Origin of the sequence: Bacteroides sp. An19 (assembly GCF_002160215.1) — a bacterium.
Lineage (GTDB): Bacteria > Bacteroidota > Bacteroidia > Bacteroidales > Bacteroidaceae > Phocaeicola > Phocaeicola intestinalis.
Genome location: NZ_NFKD01000035.1, coordinates 23,013 through 45,188 on the forward strand (window position 1 = coordinate 23,013; position 22,176 = coordinate 45,188).

Genomic DNA, 22,176 nt, shown 5'->3' on the forward strand with positions numbered 1-22,176 from the left:
TGACCATGCAAGTATCTTTAAAGGCAAAGACAAGTATATGCTTGTTTCTACTGGAAGTTTGCGGACATTCTTTTTCATAAATATCTTTATCATTTGGTGTAACCTTCCGCATCCACTTGCGTCTAAAGAAACAAAGAAACAAAATAAAACTGATAATAATATGGATGAATTAATGATTGTTGCCAATGTGGCTATTATTTTTGGAGTGATGTACAAGTTGTTCGAACTTTATGCCAAACGGAAAGAACGAATCATGCTGATTGAAAAACTACCTTCCGAATTGCTGGACAAAGAAAAAGTGAAATATCCGAATTCTTCTTCTCCTTCGGGTTTCTTCTCTGCCCTGCGCATGGGCTGCTTGTTCTTGGGCATCGGGCTGGGTCTAATTGCCGGCTATTGCATCGTCTACAACACACAACCGGCATATTTCTCAAACTACGACCATCATGTAAACGAAACCGTTTCCCTTATCTATGGAGCCAGCGTCCTGATAGGCGGAGGCATCGGACTGATAGTCGCTTTCCTTGTAGAACTGAAGCTGAATAAAAAGAACGAAGAATAATTAAGAATGAAGAATTAAGAATGAAGAATTAAGAATGAAGAATTAAGAATTAAGAATGAAGAAACAACGTTCGGCGTTAGCCAATCCCATGCAGGCGAAGCGATTCTTCATTCTTAATTCTTCATTCTTAATTCTCAAAGAGTTTCCCGTTGATGTACAGGTTCTTCATCGTGATATCGCTCACGTTCTCGATGCGGTTCCCGTTCTCCTTTACATTATTAAAGTGACAATCCTCCAGCGATACGTTGGATACATGCTTGTCATCGTCCAGCCCGATAGCCACGATGCCGTAGCGGCTCTTTTCGCAGGTCACGTTCTTCAGGTGAACATTGCGCACCGTCGGGTCAAATCCCCGGTTGCATTGCTCGCGCTCCTCGTATTTCAGGTTGATGCGCAACACCGCCTCGTTGCATTGCCCTACCTTGATATTCCGCACAAACACGTTCTCTATCACACCACCCCGGCAGGTGCTGGTCTTGATACGGATGACACGGTCCAGTTGCGGGCTGTCCATCACGCAATCTTCCACATACAGGTTGCGGTATCCGCCCGATATCTCGCTTCCGATAACCACGCCTCCATGCCCGTTCTTCATCTCGCAATTCCGCACAACGATGTTCTCACTCGGGATGTTCCATTTCCGCCCGTCTTCGTTCCGTCCCGATTTAATCGCAATGCAATCGTCTCCCGTATCGAAACGGCAATTCTCTATCAGCACGTTCTTGCACGATTCGGGGTCGCATCCGTCCCCGTTCGGACCGCGGTTGAATATCTTCACGCCCCGTACAATCAGGCTCTCGCAAAACAAAGGATGGATGACCCAAAAGGGCGAGTTCAGCAAAGTCACATCTTCTATCAGCACGGCATTGCACGAATAAAAATTAACCAGTTGAGGTCGCAGTCCATCTTCAGGAGTCATTACACGTTCGTAAATCGGACGTTTCAGTTCGGCATAGCCCATCAGACGCTCGCGGCTTCCCAACTTCTGGCTACGCATCCCCTCTTTCCAGCCGTAACGGGGTGCACCACACATATACCACCAATTCTCGTTCGAGCCCTGCCCGTCAATGATTCCCTTACCGGTCAGCGCGATATTCGTTTCGCCATACGCATAAATCAACGGATGAGCATTATAGCAATCCAATCCTTCCCAACGGGTAATAACTGCAGGGAAATAAAGTTCTTGAACGGTAGAAAACTTCAGTATAGCCCCTTCCTCCACATGCAGGTTTACATTGCTTTTCAAGGTTATCGGACCGGTATAAAACGTTCCTTTAGGAACTAATACCGTGCCTCCTCCTTCCTGGCTACAAGTTATAATCGCCTGATTGATAGCTTCGTGGCAAGGTTCTTCGGGTGTATCGGGCCTTGCACCGAAATCTACGATATTGTACACCCTGTCGGGAAAATGAGTAAGTTTGATTTGTTGTTCGATTTTTACCGATTGGGCAAAAGCCTTATCAAAGTCAACAGGTTCGGAAGCCTGCAAGGAGAAACCCGCAAAAGCCAGCAGGGAAATCAATAATGTTTTCATAAATAATTCATTATTTGGTTAAGATCAGGAGTTAAAAGGGAGTTGCTTCAAGGAGTTAGAAGCCAATACTTTTACTTATGCAAGCCATAACCGGATATTAGCTTTTAACTCCAAGCCCGTTTCAGCGGGCGATAACTCCTTCTCACTTCTTTAACTTCTAATTTTAACTTCTAATTATATCGCTTAATTCTTCTTTTCTTTCAACAAATCACGTATCTCGGTCAACAACTGGATATCTACCGGAGGAGCAGGCGGAGTCTTTGTCTCGGCTTCTTTCTTCCGAGTCAATGCATTGATGCCTTTCACTAAAAAGAATACCGCCAAAGCGATAATCAGAAAATCGAAAGTCACCTGGATAAAGTTTCCATAATTAAGCGCCACTTCGGGAGTGACCACTTCTCCGTCTTTCACTACCGCTTGCTTGATAACCCACTTCAGGTCAGAAAAATTCACACCTCCCACCAGCAGACCTATCGCCGGCATTATTACATCGCCTACCAGCGATGACACGATCTTGCCGAAAGCACCGCCAATAATGACACCTACCGCCATGTCGATGACATTTCCCCGCATGGCAAATTTCTTAAACTCGTCGAATGTCTTTTTCATCTTGCTCCGTTTTTGAATCCGTTTACGTGCACAAAGATAATAAAATCAAACACAGGAAACAGAAATCAGGCAAGAAACTTTGAAATGAAAGAGAATACTCGTAGCTTTGCACCGCTATTTTCCTATGATTATGAACCGGAACAGAAGACTATACACATTAGGACACATACTATTGATGTGCCTTGCATTAATCCTACCGCAAAACCTGTTGGGAATAGAAACGGAAACAACATTCCGTATTACCGTCCTGAAGTCGAACGGACAACCCCAGCCGGGCATAATTCTGAAAATTTCCGGACGAAGCCAGGAGTATACCGGGGATGCACAGGGAATCATTACCTTCCGGTATGCCACCGAAGATAGTTATACCCGTACGGCAAACTTATATTTTCCAACCGACCGCAATAAATCGGTCGCCTCGTTCGCCCTTGAAGCTGAAAACGCTACCCGGACATTCTATCTGGACAGCCCACAAGATATTGTAGCATTCAAGCAAAGCCAGCAGACCTTCCCCGTCGAAGGCATTGTAAGTTCTGATACCGGTGAACCGATAACGGGAGCTATCATCAGCATCCTGGGAACAGGACGGCGAACTACGACCGACGAAATCGGATTATTCCATATCGATGCCGACTTCAACCATCCGGTGACCGTGCGTGCCGACGGGATGGACAACCTCTCTATTCCCATCCAACAGTTCCTGCAATACCCGAACGAACCACTCCCCATCACAATGTATGCCAAAAGTTCGGTACGTATCTATGCCTCTGCCGAACAGATGCCCGAATTTCCAGGAGGAATGAAAGCCTTTACAAGATATGTAAAAAGGAATTTGAAATACCCCGAACGTGCCAAACGGGACAGTCTGGAAGGAGTAGTGGCAATACAATTCGTCGTAGAAAGAAACGGGCGGATCACCTCACCCACCATTGTACGTAGCCTGGAGCCTACAATGGACACGGCGGCACTAGCCCTTATCCAACAAATGCCTCGTTGGATTCCGGCAAAAGACCACGGAATCACAGTACGCTGCAAATACTCGGTACCCATACAGTTCAAAATAGAACGTCCGAAACCTATACAGCACCGACCAATACCAGCACAAGCCGACAGCATCTTGCACCGCGACACGCTGACTGTTGACTCGCTCCGCACCGATTCGCTTGCCATAGACTCCTTGCACATGCTCCGGAAAGTATTGGCGGATTCGTTGCGTACAGATTCAATCCGGCTACAAAAAGACTCGTTATCTTTACCAGCCGACTCACTGAACATCGGGGTCGACTCGTTACTTCTGAAGAAAGACAGCCTGCTGCTACCTACCGACTCCATCGCACCGAAAGACTCGCTGGAACAAATTTCTACCGGTCAGCAAGCAACGGAACAAAAGCCTAAGAAACGCAACATCTTTGTCCGCTTCTTCCGTTGGCTGTTCGGAATCAAGGATAAATAAGAGCACATAACTGCCTTGCTTGTAAGATTATTAATCTTCATGCTGAAAGATTATTAATCTTCACGCTGTAAGATTAATAATCTTACAAGCGATGCAACTATTGCGAAAACATAAACGCATACGGCTTCATCGCCTTACGAAGCAAGTTTCATCAACCGACACATACAGCTTCGCAGGCAAATGAAGCCGTATACGTTAAAACTCCCATTCAAGTCCATCCTGCCCTAGTTCAAAATATGGTATATAAAAACCAATATTTCCCCCTCTACCACACGAAAAAGGCGTACTTTTGATACAAAAACAAAAACATCTTTTATGAAACATACGAAACCAGTCTGGCTTGCCATGGCATTTAGCTTTAGCTTATTTACCGCCTGTGCGGATACATCCCCTAAAACTGAGCAAGAAAAGCCCGGACAAGAAGAACCTGAACCGGAGCCGGACGAAGAAGAATTGCCCGACTATCCCGCTCCCGACCGGAACGCAACCCCCGCCTTTCCTTATGCTTTCGGAGCCGGACGCTTTACTTCCGGAGGAGCGGAAGGGAAGGTATATACCGTCACTTCCCTTGCCGATGACGGCTCTACGGGCACCTTGCGCTGGGCATTGAACCAATCGGGAAAGCGTACCATCGTCTTTGCCACGGGCGGGCTTATCGAATTAAGCCAAGAGCTTAAAATCAATCATGGAGATGTAACCATTGCCGGACAAACCGCACCGGGAGGAGGCATCTGCCTGAAAGGGCATCCGGTTGTAGTAAATGCAGATAATGTCATCATACGGTTTATCCGTTTCCGCATGGGATCGGACAACCTGACGGAAACCGAAGCCGACGGAGGCGATGCCGTGTGGGGCAGAGGACGGAAAAACATCGTGATAGACCATTGCTCGATGAGCTGGAGCACCGACGAGTGTGCCTCTTTCTATAATAACGAGAACTTCACCCTACAATGGTGCATCATCAGCGAAAGCCTTACGCTCTCCGAGCATAGCAAAGGAAGGCATGGGTACGGAGGCATCTGGGGAGGAGAACCTGCCTCGTTCCACCATAACCTGCTGGCACACCATAGCAGCCGTACGCCCCGCCTTTCGGGAAGCCGCACCACGGGCAATCCCGATAAGGAGCAAATCGACCTGCGGAATAACGTATTCTATAATTGGGGACCGACCAACGGAGGCTATGCGGGCGAAGGAGGCTCGTACAATTTCATCAACAACTATTACAAGCCGGGACCTTCCACCTGTACGAAGAAAGGCATTGTCAACCGCATCTTCCAGCCTAACGGGGATGACGGAAGCCAGCAAAACCCGAAAGGCGTATGGGGAACCTTCTACGTAAACGGAAACTATTTTGATGATACCTGCCCCAACTTGCCCGAGAACTACAAAAAACTGATAGCGGAAGTCAATGCAGATAACTGGTCGGGCATACATCCCAATGAAAACAATTGCCCCTTGCCCGAAGGAGGCATCGAAGCCATCCGGTCGGAAGAAGCCTTCCTCATCACTCCCGATACGGACGAATACACCCAACCGGCACAAGATGCCTACGAATGGGTATTGGCTCATGCGGGAGCATCGCTCGTCCGGGATGATGTAGACGCGCGTATTGTCGATAACGTGCGCCAAGGGAATTATACCGCCGAGGGAAGCAACGGAAGTTCGAACGGACTGATAGACCGTGCCGAAGACGTAGGCGGATGGCCCGATTACGCACCGGGCACAGCTCCGGCAGACACAGACGGAGACGGCATGCCCGATGCATGGGAAGAGGAACAACACTTGAACCCGGACGATGCTTCGGACGGAGCCAAATACAACCTCAGCCCCTATTATACCAACTTGGAGGTTTACCTGAATAGCTTAGTAGAAGATTTATATCCTAACCCTTAATACCTTATTATATATGAACCTGAAAAGAGAACTCGGAACAGCCGCCTGCCTGATTGCGCTCTCGTTATGCGCCTTACCGGTATCAGCATCCACCGACCGCGTACCGGCATTCCCCGGAGCCGACGGTGCGGGGAAATATACTACCGGCGGAAGAGGCGGAAAAGTATATACCGTCAATTCCTTGAAAGACGACGGGTCGGAAGGCACGTTGCGCTGGGCAATCCGCAAGAAAGGACCGCGCACCATCGTATTTGCCGTAAGCGGCATCATCGAACTGCAATCCCCACTCTATATCAATAACGGAGACCTGACCATTGCCGGACAGACCGCTCCGGGCGACGGCATCTGCCTGAAAAACTATACGCTGGGAATCAAGGCGGACAACGTCATCATCCGCTTCATCCGTTCGCGCATGGGAGCGGACATCAAGCAAAAAGGGAACGATGCCATGAACGGATTCAATAACCACCTGGATATCATCATCGACCATTGTTCGATGAGCTGGAGCACGGACGAATGTGCCACGTTCTACGATAACCGGAACTTCACGATGCAATGGTGCATCGCCAGCGAAAGCCTGCTCAACTCCATCCACGAAAAAGGCAAGCACGGCTATGGAGGCATCTGGGGAGGACAGCCCGCCTCGTTCCACCACAATCTGCTGGCACATCACTCCAACCGCACGCCCCGCCTATGCGGAAGCCGCTATACAGGCAAGCCCGAAGAAGAGCGGGTGGAATTGTTCAACAATGTCATCTACAATTACGGAAGTGCCGGAGCATACGCGGGCGAAGGAGGTTCGTATAATTTCCTGAACAATTACTATAAGCCCGGTCCCTATACCGCTACGGTCTCCTCATACAAACGTTTGTTTACAGCATATCCCGATGACGGAACGAACTCCAATACAAAAGGTATTCACGGTGTTTTCTATCTGAACGGGAACTACATGGATGATTCATGCACCAAGCTGAGCGAAAAGCAACGGAAAGACATGCAAAAGGTGAACAAGGACAATACCGTAGGGTTGATTTTAAAAGACAAAACCGCAGACAAAACAACTTACTTATCCGATTCCCCCTTCGATATAGCCGAACATACTTCGCTCCAACCGGCACACGAAGCTTATGAAGCCGTATTGCAATACGCAGGAGCTTCTTTCAAACGGGATGCATACGACCAACGTATCGTAGACGAAACCCGGCAGGGCATCTATCATTATGAAGGAAGCCACGGAAGTACTAACGGCATGATAGACCAACCCAGCGATGTAGGCGGATGGGATGAATACCAGTCTGACACTGCTCCTATTGATACTGATACCGACGGAATGCCCGATGAATGGGAAAAACAACACGGCTTAAACCCCAACGACGCCTCGGATGGGGCTGTTTACAGCCTGAGTACCGACTATACCAATCTGGAAGTTTATCTGAATGGTTTGGTTAACCATTTATATCCGAAAAACTGAGAAGTAAGAGTTAAGCCATGAAAAACCAATTACTATGCCTGCTGATATGTGGACTGGCAAGTTTCGCACACGCACAAGATATCCCCTCACTAAAAAGTATGGATGACGGCATCCACCACTGGAATCTGGGACATCCCGTCCGCAACTATGCCCGCTATGCCCCTGAACAGTACAAGGAAATAGCCAACAATTTCATTGCTTACCAGAATCAAGACGGCGGATGGCCCAAAAACATCGACTGGCTGGCCATTCTGCCGCCCGACTCGGTATACAGCACATTAAGCGACCGATACAAACGCAGTACGCTGGACAACCGCAATACGTACTCACAAATCGATTATCTTGCCCATGTATATACGCTGACCAGACAGGCACGCTACAAAGATGCCGCTCTCAAAGGGTTGAGCTACCTTCTTAAAACTCAAAAGAAAAACGGAGGCTGGCGCGGCTGGGACGTAGATGCCATCACATACAATGATGAGGTGACCACCGGTGTACTGGAACTCTTTTTACGCATCAACGAAGGAGATATCCATTACACCTGGCTGGACGACACAATGAGGAAAAAAATCCACCAGGCATTTTGGAAGGGAATCGACATGATTTTGCATACTCAATATGTACAGAACGGCACCAAAACTGTATGGGGACAGCAACACGACAACAAGACATTGCTCCCTACACATGCCCGCAGCTTCGAACTTCCGTCATTGGTTTCGAGCGAAAGCTGTAGTATCCTGCGCCTGCTGATGCACATTCCTCACCCTACACCTCCGGTCATAGATGCCGTAAAAGCCGGCATATCCTGGCTGGAAAAATCAGCAATCCAAGGTATCCGCATCGAAAAGGTACCCATAGACAAAACGCAAATCACCAACGCAGAATATCCCTACGACAGAATTGTCGTGGAAGACGCTAAAGCTCCACGCATCTGGGCTCGTTTTTACGAACTGGATACCAACCGTCCCTTCATGGCTAACCGCAATGGGAAAAAAGTCTATCAGCTGAAAGATGTAGCACCCGAACGACGGGTAGGCTATGCATGGTACACATACGTTCCCGAAGCCATCTTACAAGCTTATCCGGCATGGATAAAAAAAATAGAGGCAGAACAGGCATACACAGGCTACGAAACCATAAACGATATGCCTATCTTCTACCAAGAACTGAAGCAAACACTCACCTATCCACTGGCGTGGGGCAATGCACCAGAAAAAGATTTCAGCCGCTGGCGTGAACAGGCACGCCGGAAATTGCTGGAATGCATGCAGCCTGCACCTCCCGAATCTGCCTTCGATATGAAAGTCATCGAGAGTGAGCAACGTGAGGGCTATACGGCACAAAAAATCGTATTTAATATTTCCAAATGGTCTCGCGTGCCGGCATACCTCTTGGTACCTGAAGGAAAAGGTCCATTTCCTGCTATCCTGCTACTACACGACCATGGTGCACATTTCACCATCGGAAAAGAAAAGATGGTACGTCCGTTTCACGTATCAGAAGTCGTACAAGCAGATGCAGACGATTGGGTAACACGTTGCTACGACGGACAATACGTAGGTGATTATCTGGCGCAACACGGATACATCGTGCTGGCAGTAGATGCCTTGTTCTGGGGCGAACGCGGACGAAAAGAATATCCACGCTACGATTCGCAACAAGCTTTATCTGCTAATTTGCTTCAGATGGGCATGTCATGGGGAGCACTCATCACGTGGGACGATATCCGAAGTGCTGAGTTCTTGAGTTCTCTTCCTAATGTCGATAAGGAAAAAGTCGGTACAATGGGCTTCTCTATGGGAGCACATCGGGCATGGATGACCATGGCGGCCACCGATGCCGTAAAAGCCGGAGCTGCCGTATGCTGGATGAATACCACCGATAGTCTGATGACTTTAACCAACAACCAGAACAAAGGTGGTTCGGCATACGCCATGATTATCCCGAACCTCCGGCGTTACATGGATTATCCACACGTAGCAAGCATCGCCTGTCCCAAGCCAATGTTATTCACCAACGGACTGAAAGACAAACTTTTTCCGGTAGACGGGGTAAAGTCTGCATACGAAATCCTGCACAAAGTATGGGAAAGCCAGGGAGCCGATAAACACCTCCATACCCAACTCTACGACTTGCCCCATTTCTGCAGCAAAGAAATCCAGCAAGCCGTATTAGAGTTTTTCAATAAAGAATTCAACCATTGAAAACATATACCATCATTTTATGAAAAAAGTTCATTTGTTCTGCATCTTACTGACAGTTCTGTTCCTGTCAGCATTCAAGTCAGACCGGGTTATCACGATTTTTATGATAGGTGATTCCACCATGGCCAATAAATCGTTGGATGCCGGTAATTTAGAACGAGGCTGGGGACACGTTTTAGGAGGATTTTTCACCGAAGACGTACGCGTAGACAACCATGCTTTAAACGGAAGAAGCTCGAAAAGTTTCATTGACCAAGGACACTGGGAAGAAGTGGTAAACAAAATCCGCCCAGGTGACTATGTATTTATCCAGTTCGGACATAATGACGAGAAAACGAACCCTGACCGTCATACCGAACCAGGTACAACTTTCGATGAAAACCTCCGGAAATTCGTACGTGAGACACGCGAAAAAGGAGGTATTCCCGTCTTGTTTAATTCTGTAGTACGCCGCAATTTCGGTGAAAACCCCAATGCGATTGCTGCTGATGACCTCCGTCCCGAAAAGACAGATGCCATCGAAGAAGGAGATACGCTGATAGATACCCATGGAAAATATCTTGACTCGCCACGCAATGTGGCAAAAGAACTGGATGTAGTATTCATCGATCTCAACCGTGCCACAAAGGAACTGGTAGAATCAATGGGCGTAGAAGGTTCAAAAAGACTTTTCATGTGGATTCCGGCAGGTGTTTCACCCGCTTGCCCCAAAGGACGCCAAGACAATACCCATTTCAACGTATACGGTGCCAGACAGGTAGCCAGACTTGCCGTACAAGCCATCGAGAAGCAAATTCCCGAATTGGGCAAGTACGTACGTTATTATGATTTTGTAGTAGCAAAAGATGGTAGCGGCGATTTCTTCACCGTTCAGGAAGCAATTAATGCCGTACCCGATTTCCGCAAAAAACATCGCACTACCATTCTTGTACGGAAAGGCGAATACAAAGAACGTGTCATCGTCCCTGCCTCAAAAATCAATGTATCACTTATCGGCGAAGAGGGAGCCATAATCACTGATGACAATTATGCCTCGAAGAAAAATATTTTCGGCGAAGAAATGTCTACCTCCGGTTCATCTACCGTCTACATTTACGCTCCCGACTTTTATGCCGAAAACATCACTTTTGCCAATACGGCAGGAAAGGTAGGGCAAGCTGTAGCATGTTTTGTCGACGGCGATCGTGCCTATTTCCGGCATTGCCGTTTTCTGGGCAACCAAGACACACTCTACACCTATGGCAAAGAAAGCCGACAATACTACGAGGAATGCTACATAGAAGGCACTGTCGATTTCATCTTTGGCTGGAGCACTGCCTTATTCAAAAATTGCGAGATACGAAGCTTAGGTGATGGCTATGTGACCGCTCCCTCTACCGACCAAGGGAAAGACTATGGATATGTATTCTGGAACTGCCGCCTGACTTCAGACAAGGAAACCAGCAAAGTTTATCTGGCTCGTCCTTGGCGTCCCTATGCCCAAGTGGTTTACATAGAATGCGAATTGGGCAAACACATTGTTCCGGCAGGCTGGAACAACTGGGGTAAAGCATCGAATGAAAAAACCGCGTTCTTCGCTGAATACAAAAGCACTGGCGAAGGAGCAAGCCCAAATACTAGAGTACCCTATAGCCACCAACTGACTGACATCACAAGATACCAGCCCGAAAAGGTATTGGCAGGAAACGATGGATGGAATCCTCTTAAAAATGGCAATGCCCTATTGACAGACATCAAGCGGTAACTGTAAGAACTAATCAGGAGTTAAAAGCCCAAACCTACAAGGTTATTGACTTTTAACTCCTGATTAGTTCTTACAGTTATACGACTTTTATTCGCACGGATTCCAATTTCCTGACATAAAATAAAAACGGTCCAAAGTTATGTCATTTACCTCTTTTTCGGTCAACTGCTTTGCCCATCCGACCCGTTGGCCGGTTATTGCACCTTCACCGGTGTTTCCGTATTCAGCATAACGAGCAGTCTTCTCATTTTCCTTATTATTCCAATTGTGCCAGCCTGCCGGAACAATGTGTTTGCCCAACTCGCAATTCATAAATACGGTAGAAGCATACGGACGCCACGGACGTCCCAGATAGACTTTATTTACACCGGCATCGGCAGTCAGTTTGCACTTATTAAACACATAACCATAAGAAATATAGGCAGGAGTAGAAGCTGCTGACACATACGAATTGGCTTTACTGTGAATGGTGCATCCCTCGAACCAAGCAGTAGAAGGACCAAAGATGAAATCAGTAGTTCCCTCTATGTAGCACCCTTCGAAATAAAGACGAGTTCCTTCTGTCCCCGTATAGACTGTGTCTTGATTGCCCAACAACCGGCAATTATAGAATCTTAAGCAATCTCCTTCTGTATGCAAGGCTACAGCCTGTCCCAAGCGGGGTGCATTATTCTCAATAGTTATGTTACGGAACGTGATGTAATTGCCCTCTACTTTCACCGTATAGGTTCGGAAAGTACCCATTTTGTTCATATTGGCATGATCGGCATTCGTTATTATTGTCTTGCCAGCATCTTCACCGATAATCTCAATGTGCTGAAGCCACGAAGGCACAACCAGCTTTTCACGATAAACACCATTCTTGACATAAATCTTTACATCATAATCCATAAAAGCTCTTGCCGACTCCAAAGCATCTTTTAAAGTAGTAAAGTCGCCCGAACCATCCTGAGCCACCATCAACGTTCTAGGTTCGGCAAAACGACGTTGCTCCTTAGGAAGACTTTCCCATTCCAGGCTTGCCAGAATAAACGGTCCAACAGCCTTCGGGTCGTTGTCACGAATCTTCTCATTTATATAATAGGTATAATCACCCGACCGGTAATTCTTGCCTCCCAGTCCGGCAACTGCGCAAGCACGGGTTATCGACACCAACCCATTTTCGTCCACCTTTATAAAATGATTTAAAATGCCTTCGTAACCTTTACGCGCCGTATTGAAATAAGAAGAACTGATATATCCCTTACGCACTGCTTTCAAGAGGGAATAGACAAACATCGTAGAGCAGGACGACTCCAAATAATTTCCTTCATCACCACTACGATCCATCACCTGATACCACAATCCTTCCGGACTTTGATATTTTTTCAACGTCTTGGCAACGTGGTTCAGTATCACCAGCAATGAGTCACGTCCCGGTTCATGCATCGGAAGATAATCAAGCACATCAACGATTGCCATTGTATACCATCCCAACGCACGTCCCCAGCAATGCTGCGACTGACCGGTAGTCTTATCCGCCCATTTTTCTGTCTTACTTACATCACAAGCATGTCGGAACAAGCCCGTCTCTGAATCGTACGTATGACGCGCAGCCAACTTTATCTGTTTGATAACCTCTTGATAATCTTCCGGTTCATTATTCCGGTAAGCATACTCCGCCAAATAAGGAACCCCCATATAGATACCGTCCAACCACATTTGGTGAGGATATACTTTCTTATGCCAAAAGCCTCCATCAGCATTGCGAGGCTGTCCATCGAACTGTGTGCGAATCAAATCCAAGGCTTTCTTGTACTTCGGTTCCTTAGTCTGTTCATAAATGCGGAACAAGAATTTTCCGGAATTGATACGGTCCAGGCTATATTCTTCTACCTTGTATTTCTTGATTGTCCCGTCTGCATTAACCATCGTATCGGCATAAGCCAAAGCATACTCGAAAAAACGGTTGTCGCCATAACGGTCGTACACATCCAACATAGCCCCTAATTCCAGCCCATGACAATAATCCCATTTCAATGACGGTTGGAAATCAAGTTGCCACGACTCAGGATTTCTTACCATTTCCGACTCTGCCATACGGACAGACCAAGGCTTCTGCGGCTCGAAGGAATCGGTCTTTGCCTGAATTTTACCCAAAGTTGCCAACACAACCCCCAACATCATAACTAAAAAGCTCTTGTTTCTCATAACGTGTTTTTTATTTGTTTTTGCATGAATGCCCACACTCCCTTAACAGTTACAAAAGTAAAGAAAAAGTAGATGGGCCATGTGGATTTTCTGGGCTTAAAAGTGGATTATTTATTCAAGAAACAAGAATTATCGTGTACGATAACGGAAAATTTCGACAAATACTGCAATTTCTTGCCAAATCAATTGCAAATTAAAAGAAAAGACCGTACATTTGGTGCAATTACATTCATTATTAACCTTATAAACGTATTTATAGTAAAGAGAAACGTAACGTATGGAACAGGTTTTTAGCTATATCATCGGTCTGGGAGCAGCGGTGATGATGCCTATTATTTTTACAATTTTAGGAGTATGTATCGGAATTAAATTCGGGAAAGCACTCAAGAGCGGATTGCTCGTCGGAGTCGGTTTTGTAGGATTATCGGTAGTGACCGCTTTGTTGACAAGCAGCCTGGGAGAACCACTGAAACGAGTCACCGAAATCTATGGGTTAAGTCTAGGTATCTTCGACATGGGATGGCCTGCTGCTGCATCAGTTGCATACAACACATCTGTAGGTGCTTTCATCATTCCTGTATGCCTTGCAGTCAATATCGTGATGTTGCTGACCAAAACAACCAAAACCGTCAACATCGACCTGTGGAACTATTGGCACTTTGCTTTTATCGGTGCTGTGGTCTATTTCGCATCAGACAATATCTGGTGGGGATTTTTTGCCGCCATTATCTGCTACATTATTACTTTGGTAATGACAGACCTGACCTGCAAACAATTCCAGACCTATTACGACAAGATGGACGGCATCTCCATCCCTCAACCTTTCTGCCAGGGTTTTGTACCCTTTGCCGTAGTTATCAATAAGGCACTGGATAAAATTCCCGGATTTGAAAAATTAAACATCGATGCGGAAGGCATGAAAAAGAAATTCGGCATCATGGGTGAACCTCTTTTTCTAGGTGTCATCGTGGGATGCGGCATTGGTGCATTAGCTTGTGAAAGCGGCAAGCAGCTGGTCGACAACATTCCTGCCATTTTGGGACTGGGCATTAAGATGGGAGCTGTAATGGAATTGATTCCACGTATCACTTCATTATTCATTGAAGGATTGCGCCCAATCTCGGATGCCACCCGTGAATTAATTGCCCGCAAATTCAAGAATGCAAGCGGACTGAACATTGGTATGAGCCCTGCATTGGTCATCGGCCATCCTACAACGCTTGTTGTCTCGTTGTTACTGATTCCTGTTACTTTATTTTTATCGGTTATACTTCCCGGAAACCAATTCTTGCCGCTTGCCTCGCTGGCTGGTATGTTCTACTTGTTTCCGGCGGTCCTTCCCATCACTAAAGGCAACGTATTGAAAACATTCATCATCGGCCTGGTAGCTTTGATTGTAGGACTCTATTTCGTTACCGATTTGGCTCCTTTCTTTACCCAAGCCGCACAAGACGTATATGTAAAGACACAAGACTCTGCCGTAAAAATACCCGAAGGGTTCCAAGGAGGTGCACTCGACTTTGCCTCAAGCCTCTTCTCATGGGCTATTTTCCACCTTGTATATAATATGAAGATTGTAGGTTCTATTATCCTTGTTGCCTTTACACTGGCTTTGGCAATCTTTAACCGACGCCGGATTATCAAGGAAAGCCGCAACGCTGAATAATCAATAAAAAAACAAACTATAAAAAACGAAAGCAACATGAAAAAATTAGCAATTGCAATGATGTTAGGTGCAGCCGCTTTATCGGCAAATGCACAAGTAAACGTACGCATGCAAACGGCATGCAACCCCCAAGATGTAAAAACATACGACACACAAAGACTTCGTAACAGTTTCATGATGGAAAAAGTAATGATTGCCGACCAAATCAACCTGACTTATTCCATGTACGACCGCTTCATCTTCGGCGGAGCCGTTCCCGCAACCAAAGAACTGACACTGGAAACCTTTGATGCACTGAAAGCTCCTTATTTCCTGTTCAACCGCGAACTGGGAGTCATCAACATCGGTGGCGAAGGTATCGTAACCGTAGATGGCAAAGAATACGAACTGGGATTCAAAGAAGCCCTGTACGTTGGCCGTGGAAACAAAAATGTGACATTCAAGAGCAAAGATGCCAGCAAGCCTGCCAAGTTCTATATCAACTCGGCACTGGCACATAAAGAGTACAAGACACAACTGATTACCATCGACGGACGCAAAGGCTCTTTGAAAGCCAACTCATTCCCTGCCGGAAAAATGGAAGAAAGCAACGACCGTGTCATCAACCAGCTGATTGTGAACAACGTACTGGAAGAAGGCCCGTGCCAACTCCAAATGGGATTGACCGAACTGAAACCCGGCAGTGTATGGAACACCATGCCTGCACATACCCACAGCCGCCGCATCGAAGCGTATTTCTATTTCAACGTTCCTGAAGGCAACATGATTTGCCACTTAATGGGCGAACCACAAGAAGAACGTCTGGTATGGCTTGCCAACGAACAGGCTATCATGTCACCCGAATGGTCTATCCATGCAGCAGCCGGCACCAGCAACTACATGTTCATCTGGGGTATGGCTGGTGAGAACCTGGACTACGGAGATATGGACAAGATTTCTTACACAGAAATGAGATAAGCACCCTCCCGTCATTTATTAACTAAAAACTATCTAAACGATAAAAACAAGATTCAATACCATGAACAATTCAACTAATACCGGAGCGAAGATGAGCAATTACCGCTGGGTAATCTGTAGCATGCTATTCTTGGCTACTGCAGCAACTTATATGGACCGCCAGGTTCTATCGCTTACCTATAAAGACTTTATCGCTCCCGAACTGAACTGGTCGGATGCCAATTATGGAACCATCACGGGTGTATTCTCGTTAGTTTACGCCATCAGTATGCTGTTCATCGGAAAGTTTATCGATAAAGTAGGTACGCGCCGCGGTTATCTCATTGCCTTCGGCACATGGGTAGTGGGTGCATTCTTACATGCTTTTACCGGCATACTGACCAATGGCATCGTAAGTGGCGACTGGATGTTCACTTTCGGAGCCGCACGCGAAAACCTTGCCGCCATCAAAGCTACTGGAAATATCGCACTGGCGGTATCAACTGTCAGTGTCTGGCTGTTTGTATTCATGCGGTGCATTGTTGCCATCGGTGAATCGGGCAATTTCCCTTCAGCCATCAAGATTACTGCCGAATATTTTCCGAAGAAAGACCGTGGCTTCGCTACCGGCTTGTTCAATGCAGGTGCACAAGTAGGTGCTCTGGTAGCCCCGTTCATCATACCGGGCATTGCACGTGCTTTCGGCTGGGAAATGGCATTCATCGTAATGAGTGGAGTCGGGCTGCTCTGGATGATTTTGTTCTACAAATTCTACGACAAGCCACGTGACAACAAGCATGTGAACAAAGCTGAACTTGAATACATCGAACAGGATGCAATAGCCGAAAATACGGTCAGCAAAGACAATAATGACGGACCGAAAATCGGACTTTGGAAATGCTTCACTTTCCGCCAGACATGGGCGGTCATCTTCGGACGTTTCCTGCCCGATGGTGTATGGTGGTTCTTCCTGTTTTGGGCTCCGGCATATATCCGTGATGTATACGGATACAGTTCAGACTCTACCATGGGAATGATGCTGATTTTTACACTGTATCTGATTTCGATGTTGTCGCTTTACGGAAGTTATCTGCCTACATTCTTTGTTGAAAAGCAAAAAATGGACCCCTATAAAGGCAGAATGAAAGCCATGCTGATTTTCTCGTTCTTCCCATTGATAGGTTTGTTTGCCCAGTCGACCGGTGCAGCTTCTTGCTGGTATCCGATTATCATCATCGGTATCATCGGTGCAGCACACCAGAGTTGGAGTGCAAATGTCTATTCAGTAGTAAGTGATATGTTCCCGAAATCGGCCGTAGCTACCGTTACAGGCATCGGTGGTATGGCAGGTGGTGTAGGCTGCTTGCTTTTCAACCAGTGCTCGGGTTTGCTATTTACTTATTCGAAAGAAACCAACATGTCTTTCCTTGGTTTTCAGGGTATCGATGCCGGCTACATGATTGTATTCATCGTAGCATCGCTCGCCTACCTGTTCAGTTGGATTATGATGAAGATCATGGTACCTAAATATAAACTGGTAGAAGTATAATCCGCCAGACGGATTTAGAAACCGTTTCTAATTTTTTGCACATTTTGGTTTTCATTTTCGGTGTGCCTGCACTACTATTGTTCTCATAGTATGCAGGCACGCTTTTTTCAGAAGATATTCTTTGAGTCCCAGAACACATTCACAGACTGAATCCCAATACAACGGTTACCTTAAATGTCTCTGAATCCATTTCAGATGTCCGTATTCTGTTGCTTCCGAAGTCCAGTGTTCGTTAATGGGGGTTATCAGCGCCTCCTTGGGGCAGGTCAATACATTATAAACAATGTAGCTGGTAGTAGGAGGGCATGTATTGTCGTTATACCCCCATGTCATATAGACCGGCACCTTGATGCGCCGGGCAAAGTTGACCACATCATAATAGGCCATAGTACGGATTTTCGCAGGTGTATCCATATCCTGATAACGCTTGAAAAAATGAGGATAACCTCCGGCACGTCCTGCCTTATATCCTGCCATGTCACTCAATGCCGGATGATTTGCCACACAAGCCGTTACACGCTTATCCAGTCCAGCCGTTACCAGTGCCAGTGCCCCGCCTTGGCTTCCGCCTTGTACGATAACATTCTTCCCGTCCCAGTCGGGCAAAGAAGTGAGGTAATCGATGGCACGCACACATGCCATGTAGACTTTCTTCATGTAATAATTCTCGCGGTCATCAATACCGAACGTCAGGTAATCGCCGAAAGCCGCCGATATCTCCTTAAACTCTTTGCCGGTCATTTTCGGATTCAGTCCATGAATCTCCATTTCCATACGGATGCATCCTTCTTCGGCATAATAAATATGACGCCCAGGCTCTTTAATGGTCTTTACTCCCGCACCCGGAGGACAAAGTACCACGGGATATTTGCCCGAAGCCTTGGGACGGGTCAGATAACCATATACATACGAACCGGGACGGAAACATTGCAACTTGACCAGAAAACATTCGGTCGTTTCCGAAGCATATTCGGGAGCTGGCTCTATGGTATATTCCATCGGACACCTGGCAGCCTCAGCCAAATTCTTTTCCCAAAACGCGTCGAAGTCATCAGGGAGCTGTGTATAAGGCTGCAATTTTTCAGGAGAGAATCCCACCTTTACATGATGTCTGTAGGTCTGCCTGTCTATGGTTGCCGTAAGCCGGCAATCCAGGAATCCGGGCTGATTCATCGTACCCAACTGAATGACGGCACGTCCGTTTTTCAGCACAACCTTTCCGCTACGGTGTGCCGGCATCATATCCTCTCCCAGCTCATAAGCCACTTCTATTCCATCCTGAGGGATACCATATTTATAAAACTGCACCTCCACCTTTGCCTGCTCGCCCACTTGATAAAGCCAGTCGGGATGGTCGGGTACCGTTACCCACAGCACATCACTACGATAAGGATAATTTTCCGCAAAAAGAGGTGTGACCGCCCATACAAGCAAACACATCCATACAGAGATAAACCAATTTTTCGTATTCATCATTTTACATTTATACACAATAAAGGCGCAAAAGAAAGTATGTTTTCTTAACCACACACTTTCTTTTGCGCCTTAACCTTTCATTTATACTCGCAATTATCAAACATAAGTTTCAAGGAATTTCACCTGCCCTTCCGGTTTTACCGAAAGCTTCTGGGTAGTAGCCGGGAACAATACCGACTCGCCTGCCTGAAGCGAAAGTTGGTTGCCCTCATTGTCGGTCACACTACAAGCCCCTTCCATACAGATATAAATCACAAACGAGTCAAGCTCGCTATAATCCATTTCCATCGGTTCGGTCAAGTCGTACACCGTAGTGGTGAAATAAGGACACGCCACCAGTTCTACCGGTTCGTTCTGCTTCGGCGTGTAATGCGTACGGTAATCTTCATTCACCGTATAGTCGATGGCATCTTTCGAAAGCTCGGTATGCAGTTCGCGCGTATTGCCGTTCTTGTCCTTACGGTTGAAATCATAAATACGGTAAGTAATGTTCGAAGTCTCCTGGATTTCGGCGATAAAACATCCGGCTCCGATGCTATGGATACGTCCGGCAGGCAAGAAGAACACATCACCCGGCTGAACCGCATAGTCGGCAAGCGCGTCACAAATAGTATTGTCGGCAATCATCTGCGCATACTCTTCGGGCGTAATCTGCTTTGACAAGCCCGAACGCAAATGGGCTTTTCCGCCATCATTGCCGATAACATACCACATCTCGGTCTTGCCCAGCGACTGATGACGTTTCATCGCCAGTTCGTCATCCGGATGCACCTGAATAGACAAGTCCTGGCAAGCATCGATAAACTTGATAAGTAAAGGGAATTTGCCGTTGAAACGTTTGTAATTGCTCTCCCCTACCAAAGCCGCTTTATATTCATCTACCATCTGTGTAAGGTTTTTCCCTGCGTCAGCACCGTTTGCCACCACAGACTCATCACCCGGAACGTCCGAGATTTCCCAACTTTCTCCTACTTGCTCTTGCTGGATATCAAGGTGTTTGAACGGAATGATTTTCTCTCCTCCCCAAATGGTCGATTTTAAAATCGGTTTAAACTTTAATGGATACATAGAACTAAAAGATTAGGTTAATTTATTACTACGGCAAAGGTAAGAAAACTTATGGAATTGCGAAATACATTCGGATGGTTTTACAGGACAAACGCACCAGATAACTGACCTTTCTGCAAGATTAATAATCTTGCACGCGTAAGATTAATAATCTTACAGCCGGAAGATTAATAATCTTACCAACCATGCACTTATCTGCATTTATCCGCGCAACTATATATAGCACGCAATGTATATAGTTGCGCCCTGCTCCGCAAGTAACTGCATCACACAAAATCAACCGAGACTTTTGCCCGCCATAAGGCTATGCACAAGTTATCAACAGTTATGAACAGCCTGTTGATAACTTGTGCATAACAGAAGAAACGGTTAAGAAGCTGTTTTGAATTTATCGTGCGATGATTTGGGATGAGTTTTTGAGGCATTTTCGCTTCTGTGATGAGGAAGATAGCGGGCTATCTGACGAAGAACAGGAGCGAAAAGGACCAAAAAATCGCCCAAAGCACACACGAAAACGGATACATCAAGCCAAGAAAAACTTTTTGGAGAAATTCAAAACAGCTTCTAATAAAGTCCCAGCAGATGCAGGATGGTAGGAGCCAGCAAGGCGGTCAGAATACCGTTCAATGTCAGCCCCAGACTGGCGTATGCACCGTATTTGCCGCTTATTTCCATTGCTCGCGAAGTGCCTACGGCATGCGAAGCCGTACCCATCGACAAGCCTTGTGCGATAGGGCTTCCTACATGCCCCACCTGCAACACCTTAAATCCACAGATGGCACCAAACAGCCCTACTACAATCACTACGGCTGCGGTCAAGGAAGGAATGCCGCCTACGGCGTTCGACACTTCCATGGCAATCGGTGTCGTAACCGACTTCGGAGCCAAAGACATGATCACCTCGGGCGAAGCCCCCATCACCTTGGCAATAACCGTTACGGCAACCAGCCCTACCACACAACCCGCCAACTGGGAAATGAGAATCGGCATAAGCTGTTTCTTTATCATTTTCAACTGCAAATACAAGGGAACCCCCAATGCTACCACGGCAGGCTTCAGCCAAAACTCGACCAGCGATCCTGCCTCGGAATAAGTCTCGTAAGAAACGTCCGTACATTGCAAAAAGCATATCAGCAATGCGATAGCCAACAGGATGGGATTCAGAATGAGCCATCCCGTCTTCTTCTGTATCACTTTCGAAAGAAAATAAAACCCGAAAGTAATGGCAAGCAAAAAGAACTTATTTGTGAAAAAATCCATGTTTTCTGACGATTTGATGTACCCAACCTGTAACGACCAATACCAGTACTGTGCTGACCAGCGTAGCAACGACTATGGGCCAGAACTGCGCCCGGATAATATCGAAATAAAGCATTAACGCAACTCCCGAAGGAACAAAAAAGAAACCCAGGTTTGCAACCAAGAAATTGCTCAGCCCCTGTACCCATTCCAGCTTAATCCATCCCAGCTGCAAGAACAACGTGAGCAGAAGCATCCCGATGATACTCGAAGGCAGGTGGATTCCCGTGAGGTAAACTACCAGTTCCCCCAGCGCAAGGCATCCAAATAAAATTGAACACTGACGAACCATATCCTAAAAACTTTAACTATTGAAAACGGACGCAAAGGTAAACATTCTGGTGTTATCTTGTACAGAAACGGGCTTTTTTATTTTTCCTGCTGTCAAACATATTAAAATTCTCCCCACCGTCAAGTTAGAAGTGCAACTCCGCCACCGCCTTCCTCCGTCCTTGGAGCGTAGCGAAAAGGGCGGAGGAAGGCGGTGGAAGCCCGGAATCAGGGTCATCCGGCAATACAAAA

General features: G+C 46.6%; 17 protein-coding genes and 1 pseudogene. 11 read left to right on the plus strand and 7 right to left on the minus strand.

The features are described from left to right. The first annotated feature begins 160 nt into the window (after positions 1–160). On the plus strand, positions 161–562 hold the full coding sequence (locus B5F25_RS13035; RefSeq protein WP_087250020.1) for a DUF6249 domain-containing protein: 402 nt from the start codon (positions 161–163) through the stop codon (positions 560–562). A 127-nt stretch (positions 563–689) separates the two neighbouring features. Here B5F25_RS13035 and B5F25_RS13040 read toward each other — a convergent pair whose 3' ends face one another. Then, positions 690–2,096, minus strand: coding sequence for a glycoside hydrolase family 28 protein (locus B5F25_RS13040; RefSeq protein ID WP_087250022.1), 1,407 nt, complete (start codon positions 2,094–2,096; stop codon positions 690–692). A 183-nt stretch (positions 2,097–2,279) separates the two neighbouring features. Then, positions 2,280–2,705 (minus strand): large-conductance mechanosensitive channel protein MscL, encoded by a 426-nt coding sequence (gene mscL / locus B5F25_RS13045; protein WP_022039613.1) that lies wholly within the window; start codon positions 2,703–2,705, stop codon positions 2,280–2,282. 208 nt (positions 2,706–2,913) lie between these two features. Between mscL and B5F25_RS13050 the strand changes: the two genes are divergently transcribed. The 6 genes and pseudogenes from B5F25_RS13050 to B5F25_RS13070 all read left to right on the plus strand — a co-directional run bounded on the left by B5F25_RS13050 (position 2,914) and on the right by B5F25_RS13070 (position 11,470). Then, complete coding sequence (locus B5F25_RS13050) at positions 2,914–4,158, plus strand: TonB family protein (RefSeq protein WP_239414077.1); 1,245 nt, start codon at positions 2,914–2,916, stop codon at positions 4,156–4,158. Positions 4,159–4,473: 315 nt separating this feature from the next. Continuing rightward, positions 4,474–6,051 carry a pectate lyase gene (locus B5F25_RS13055; protein WP_087250023.1) on the plus strand — a complete coding sequence of 526 codons (1,578 nt, stop codon included), beginning with the start codon at positions 4,474–4,476 and terminating at the stop codon, positions 6,049–6,051. A 13-nt stretch (positions 6,052–6,064) separates the two neighbouring features. Beyond that, complete coding sequence (locus B5F25_RS13060; RefSeq protein WP_140406940.1) at positions 6,065–7,522, plus strand: pectate lyase; 1,458 nt, start codon at positions 6,065–6,067, stop codon at positions 7,520–7,522. 98 nt (positions 7,523–7,620) lie between these two features. Beyond that, positions 7,621–8,580 (plus strand): annotated as a pseudogene (gene pelA / locus B5F25_RS22485) (pectate lyase); the annotation flags it as partial. A 33-nt stretch (positions 8,581–8,613) separates the two neighbouring features. Beyond that, complete coding sequence (locus tag B5F25_RS22490) at positions 8,614–9,726, plus strand: alpha/beta hydrolase family protein (protein WP_239414079.1); 1,113 nt, start codon at positions 8,614–8,616, stop codon at positions 9,724–9,726. Between the two features lie 19 nt (positions 9,727–9,745). Beyond that, on the plus strand, positions 9,746–11,470 hold the full coding sequence (locus B5F25_RS13070; protein ID WP_087209237.1) for a pectinesterase family protein: 1,725 nt from the start codon (positions 9,746–9,748) through the stop codon (positions 11,468–11,470). A gap of 87 nt (positions 11,471–11,557) precedes the next feature. Here B5F25_RS13070 and B5F25_RS13075 read toward each other — a convergent pair whose 3' ends face one another. Further along, a complete protein-coding gene (locus B5F25_RS13075) occupies positions 11,558–13,660 on the minus strand; it encodes a pectinesterase family protein (RefSeq protein WP_087250027.1) in 2,103 nt (700 codons plus the stop codon). 277 nt (positions 13,661–13,937) lie between these two features. Between B5F25_RS13075 and B5F25_RS13085 the strand changes: the two genes are divergently transcribed. The 3 genes from B5F25_RS13085 (at position 13,938) to B5F25_RS13095 (ending at position 17,811) form a co-directional block, all read left to right on the plus strand. Further along, complete coding sequence (locus B5F25_RS13085; RefSeq protein ID WP_087250029.1) at positions 13,938–15,326, plus strand: PTS transporter subunit IIC; 1,389 nt, start codon at positions 13,938–13,940, stop codon at positions 15,324–15,326. 36 nt (positions 15,327–15,362) lie between these two features. After that, positions 15,363–16,283, plus strand: coding sequence for a 5-dehydro-4-deoxy-D-glucuronate isomerase (kduI, locus tag B5F25_RS13090; RefSeq protein WP_087250031.1), 921 nt, complete (start codon positions 15,363–15,365; stop codon positions 16,281–16,283). A gap of 61 nt (positions 16,284–16,344) precedes the next feature. Next, entirely contained in the window at positions 16,345–17,811 is a 1,467-nt protein-coding gene (locus tag B5F25_RS13095) for an MFS transporter (RefSeq protein ID WP_191764811.1), read from the plus strand. Between the two features lie 165 nt (positions 17,812–17,976). Here the strand turns inward: B5F25_RS13095 and B5F25_RS13100 are convergent, their stop codons facing one another. Together B5F25_RS13100 and B5F25_RS13105 are read right to left on the minus strand one after the other, a co-directional pair. Continuing rightward, positions 17,977–19,251 (minus strand): acetylxylan esterase, encoded by a 1,275-nt coding sequence (locus tag B5F25_RS13100; RefSeq protein WP_239466183.1) that lies wholly within the window; start codon positions 19,249–19,251, stop codon positions 17,977–17,979. A 132-nt stretch (positions 19,252–19,383) separates the two neighbouring features. Next, complete coding sequence (locus B5F25_RS13105; RefSeq protein ID WP_022039625.1) at positions 19,384–20,355, minus strand: type I phosphomannose isomerase catalytic subunit; 972 nt, start codon at positions 20,353–20,355, stop codon at positions 19,384–19,386. Positions 20,356–20,753: 398 nt separating this feature from the next. Here B5F25_RS13105 and B5F25_RS13110 point away from each other — a divergent pair, with 398 nt between their 5' ends. Then, the gene (locus B5F25_RS13110; RefSeq protein ID WP_087250033.1) at positions 20,754–20,951 is read left to right on the plus strand and encodes a hypothetical protein; all 198 of its coding nucleotides are present in this window, start codon (positions 20,754–20,756) and stop codon (positions 20,949–20,951) included. Here the strand turns inward: B5F25_RS13110 and B5F25_RS13115 are convergent. Both B5F25_RS13115 and B5F25_RS13120 read right to left on the minus strand, forming a co-directional pair. Beyond that, positions 20,920–21,615, minus strand: coding sequence for an LrgB family protein (locus tag B5F25_RS13115; protein ID WP_022039626.1), 696 nt, complete (start codon positions 21,613–21,615; stop codon positions 20,920–20,922). The genes B5F25_RS13110 and B5F25_RS13115 overlap by 32 nt on opposite strands. Then, positions 21,596–21,946 carry a CidA/LrgA family protein gene (locus B5F25_RS13120; protein WP_022039627.1) on the minus strand — a complete coding sequence of 117 codons (351 nt, stop codon included), beginning with the start codon at positions 21,944–21,946 and terminating at the stop codon, positions 21,596–21,598. Before B5F25_RS13120 ends, B5F25_RS13115 begins: the two co-directional genes overlap by 20 nt. Positions 21,947–22,176: the final 230 nt, after the last annotated feature.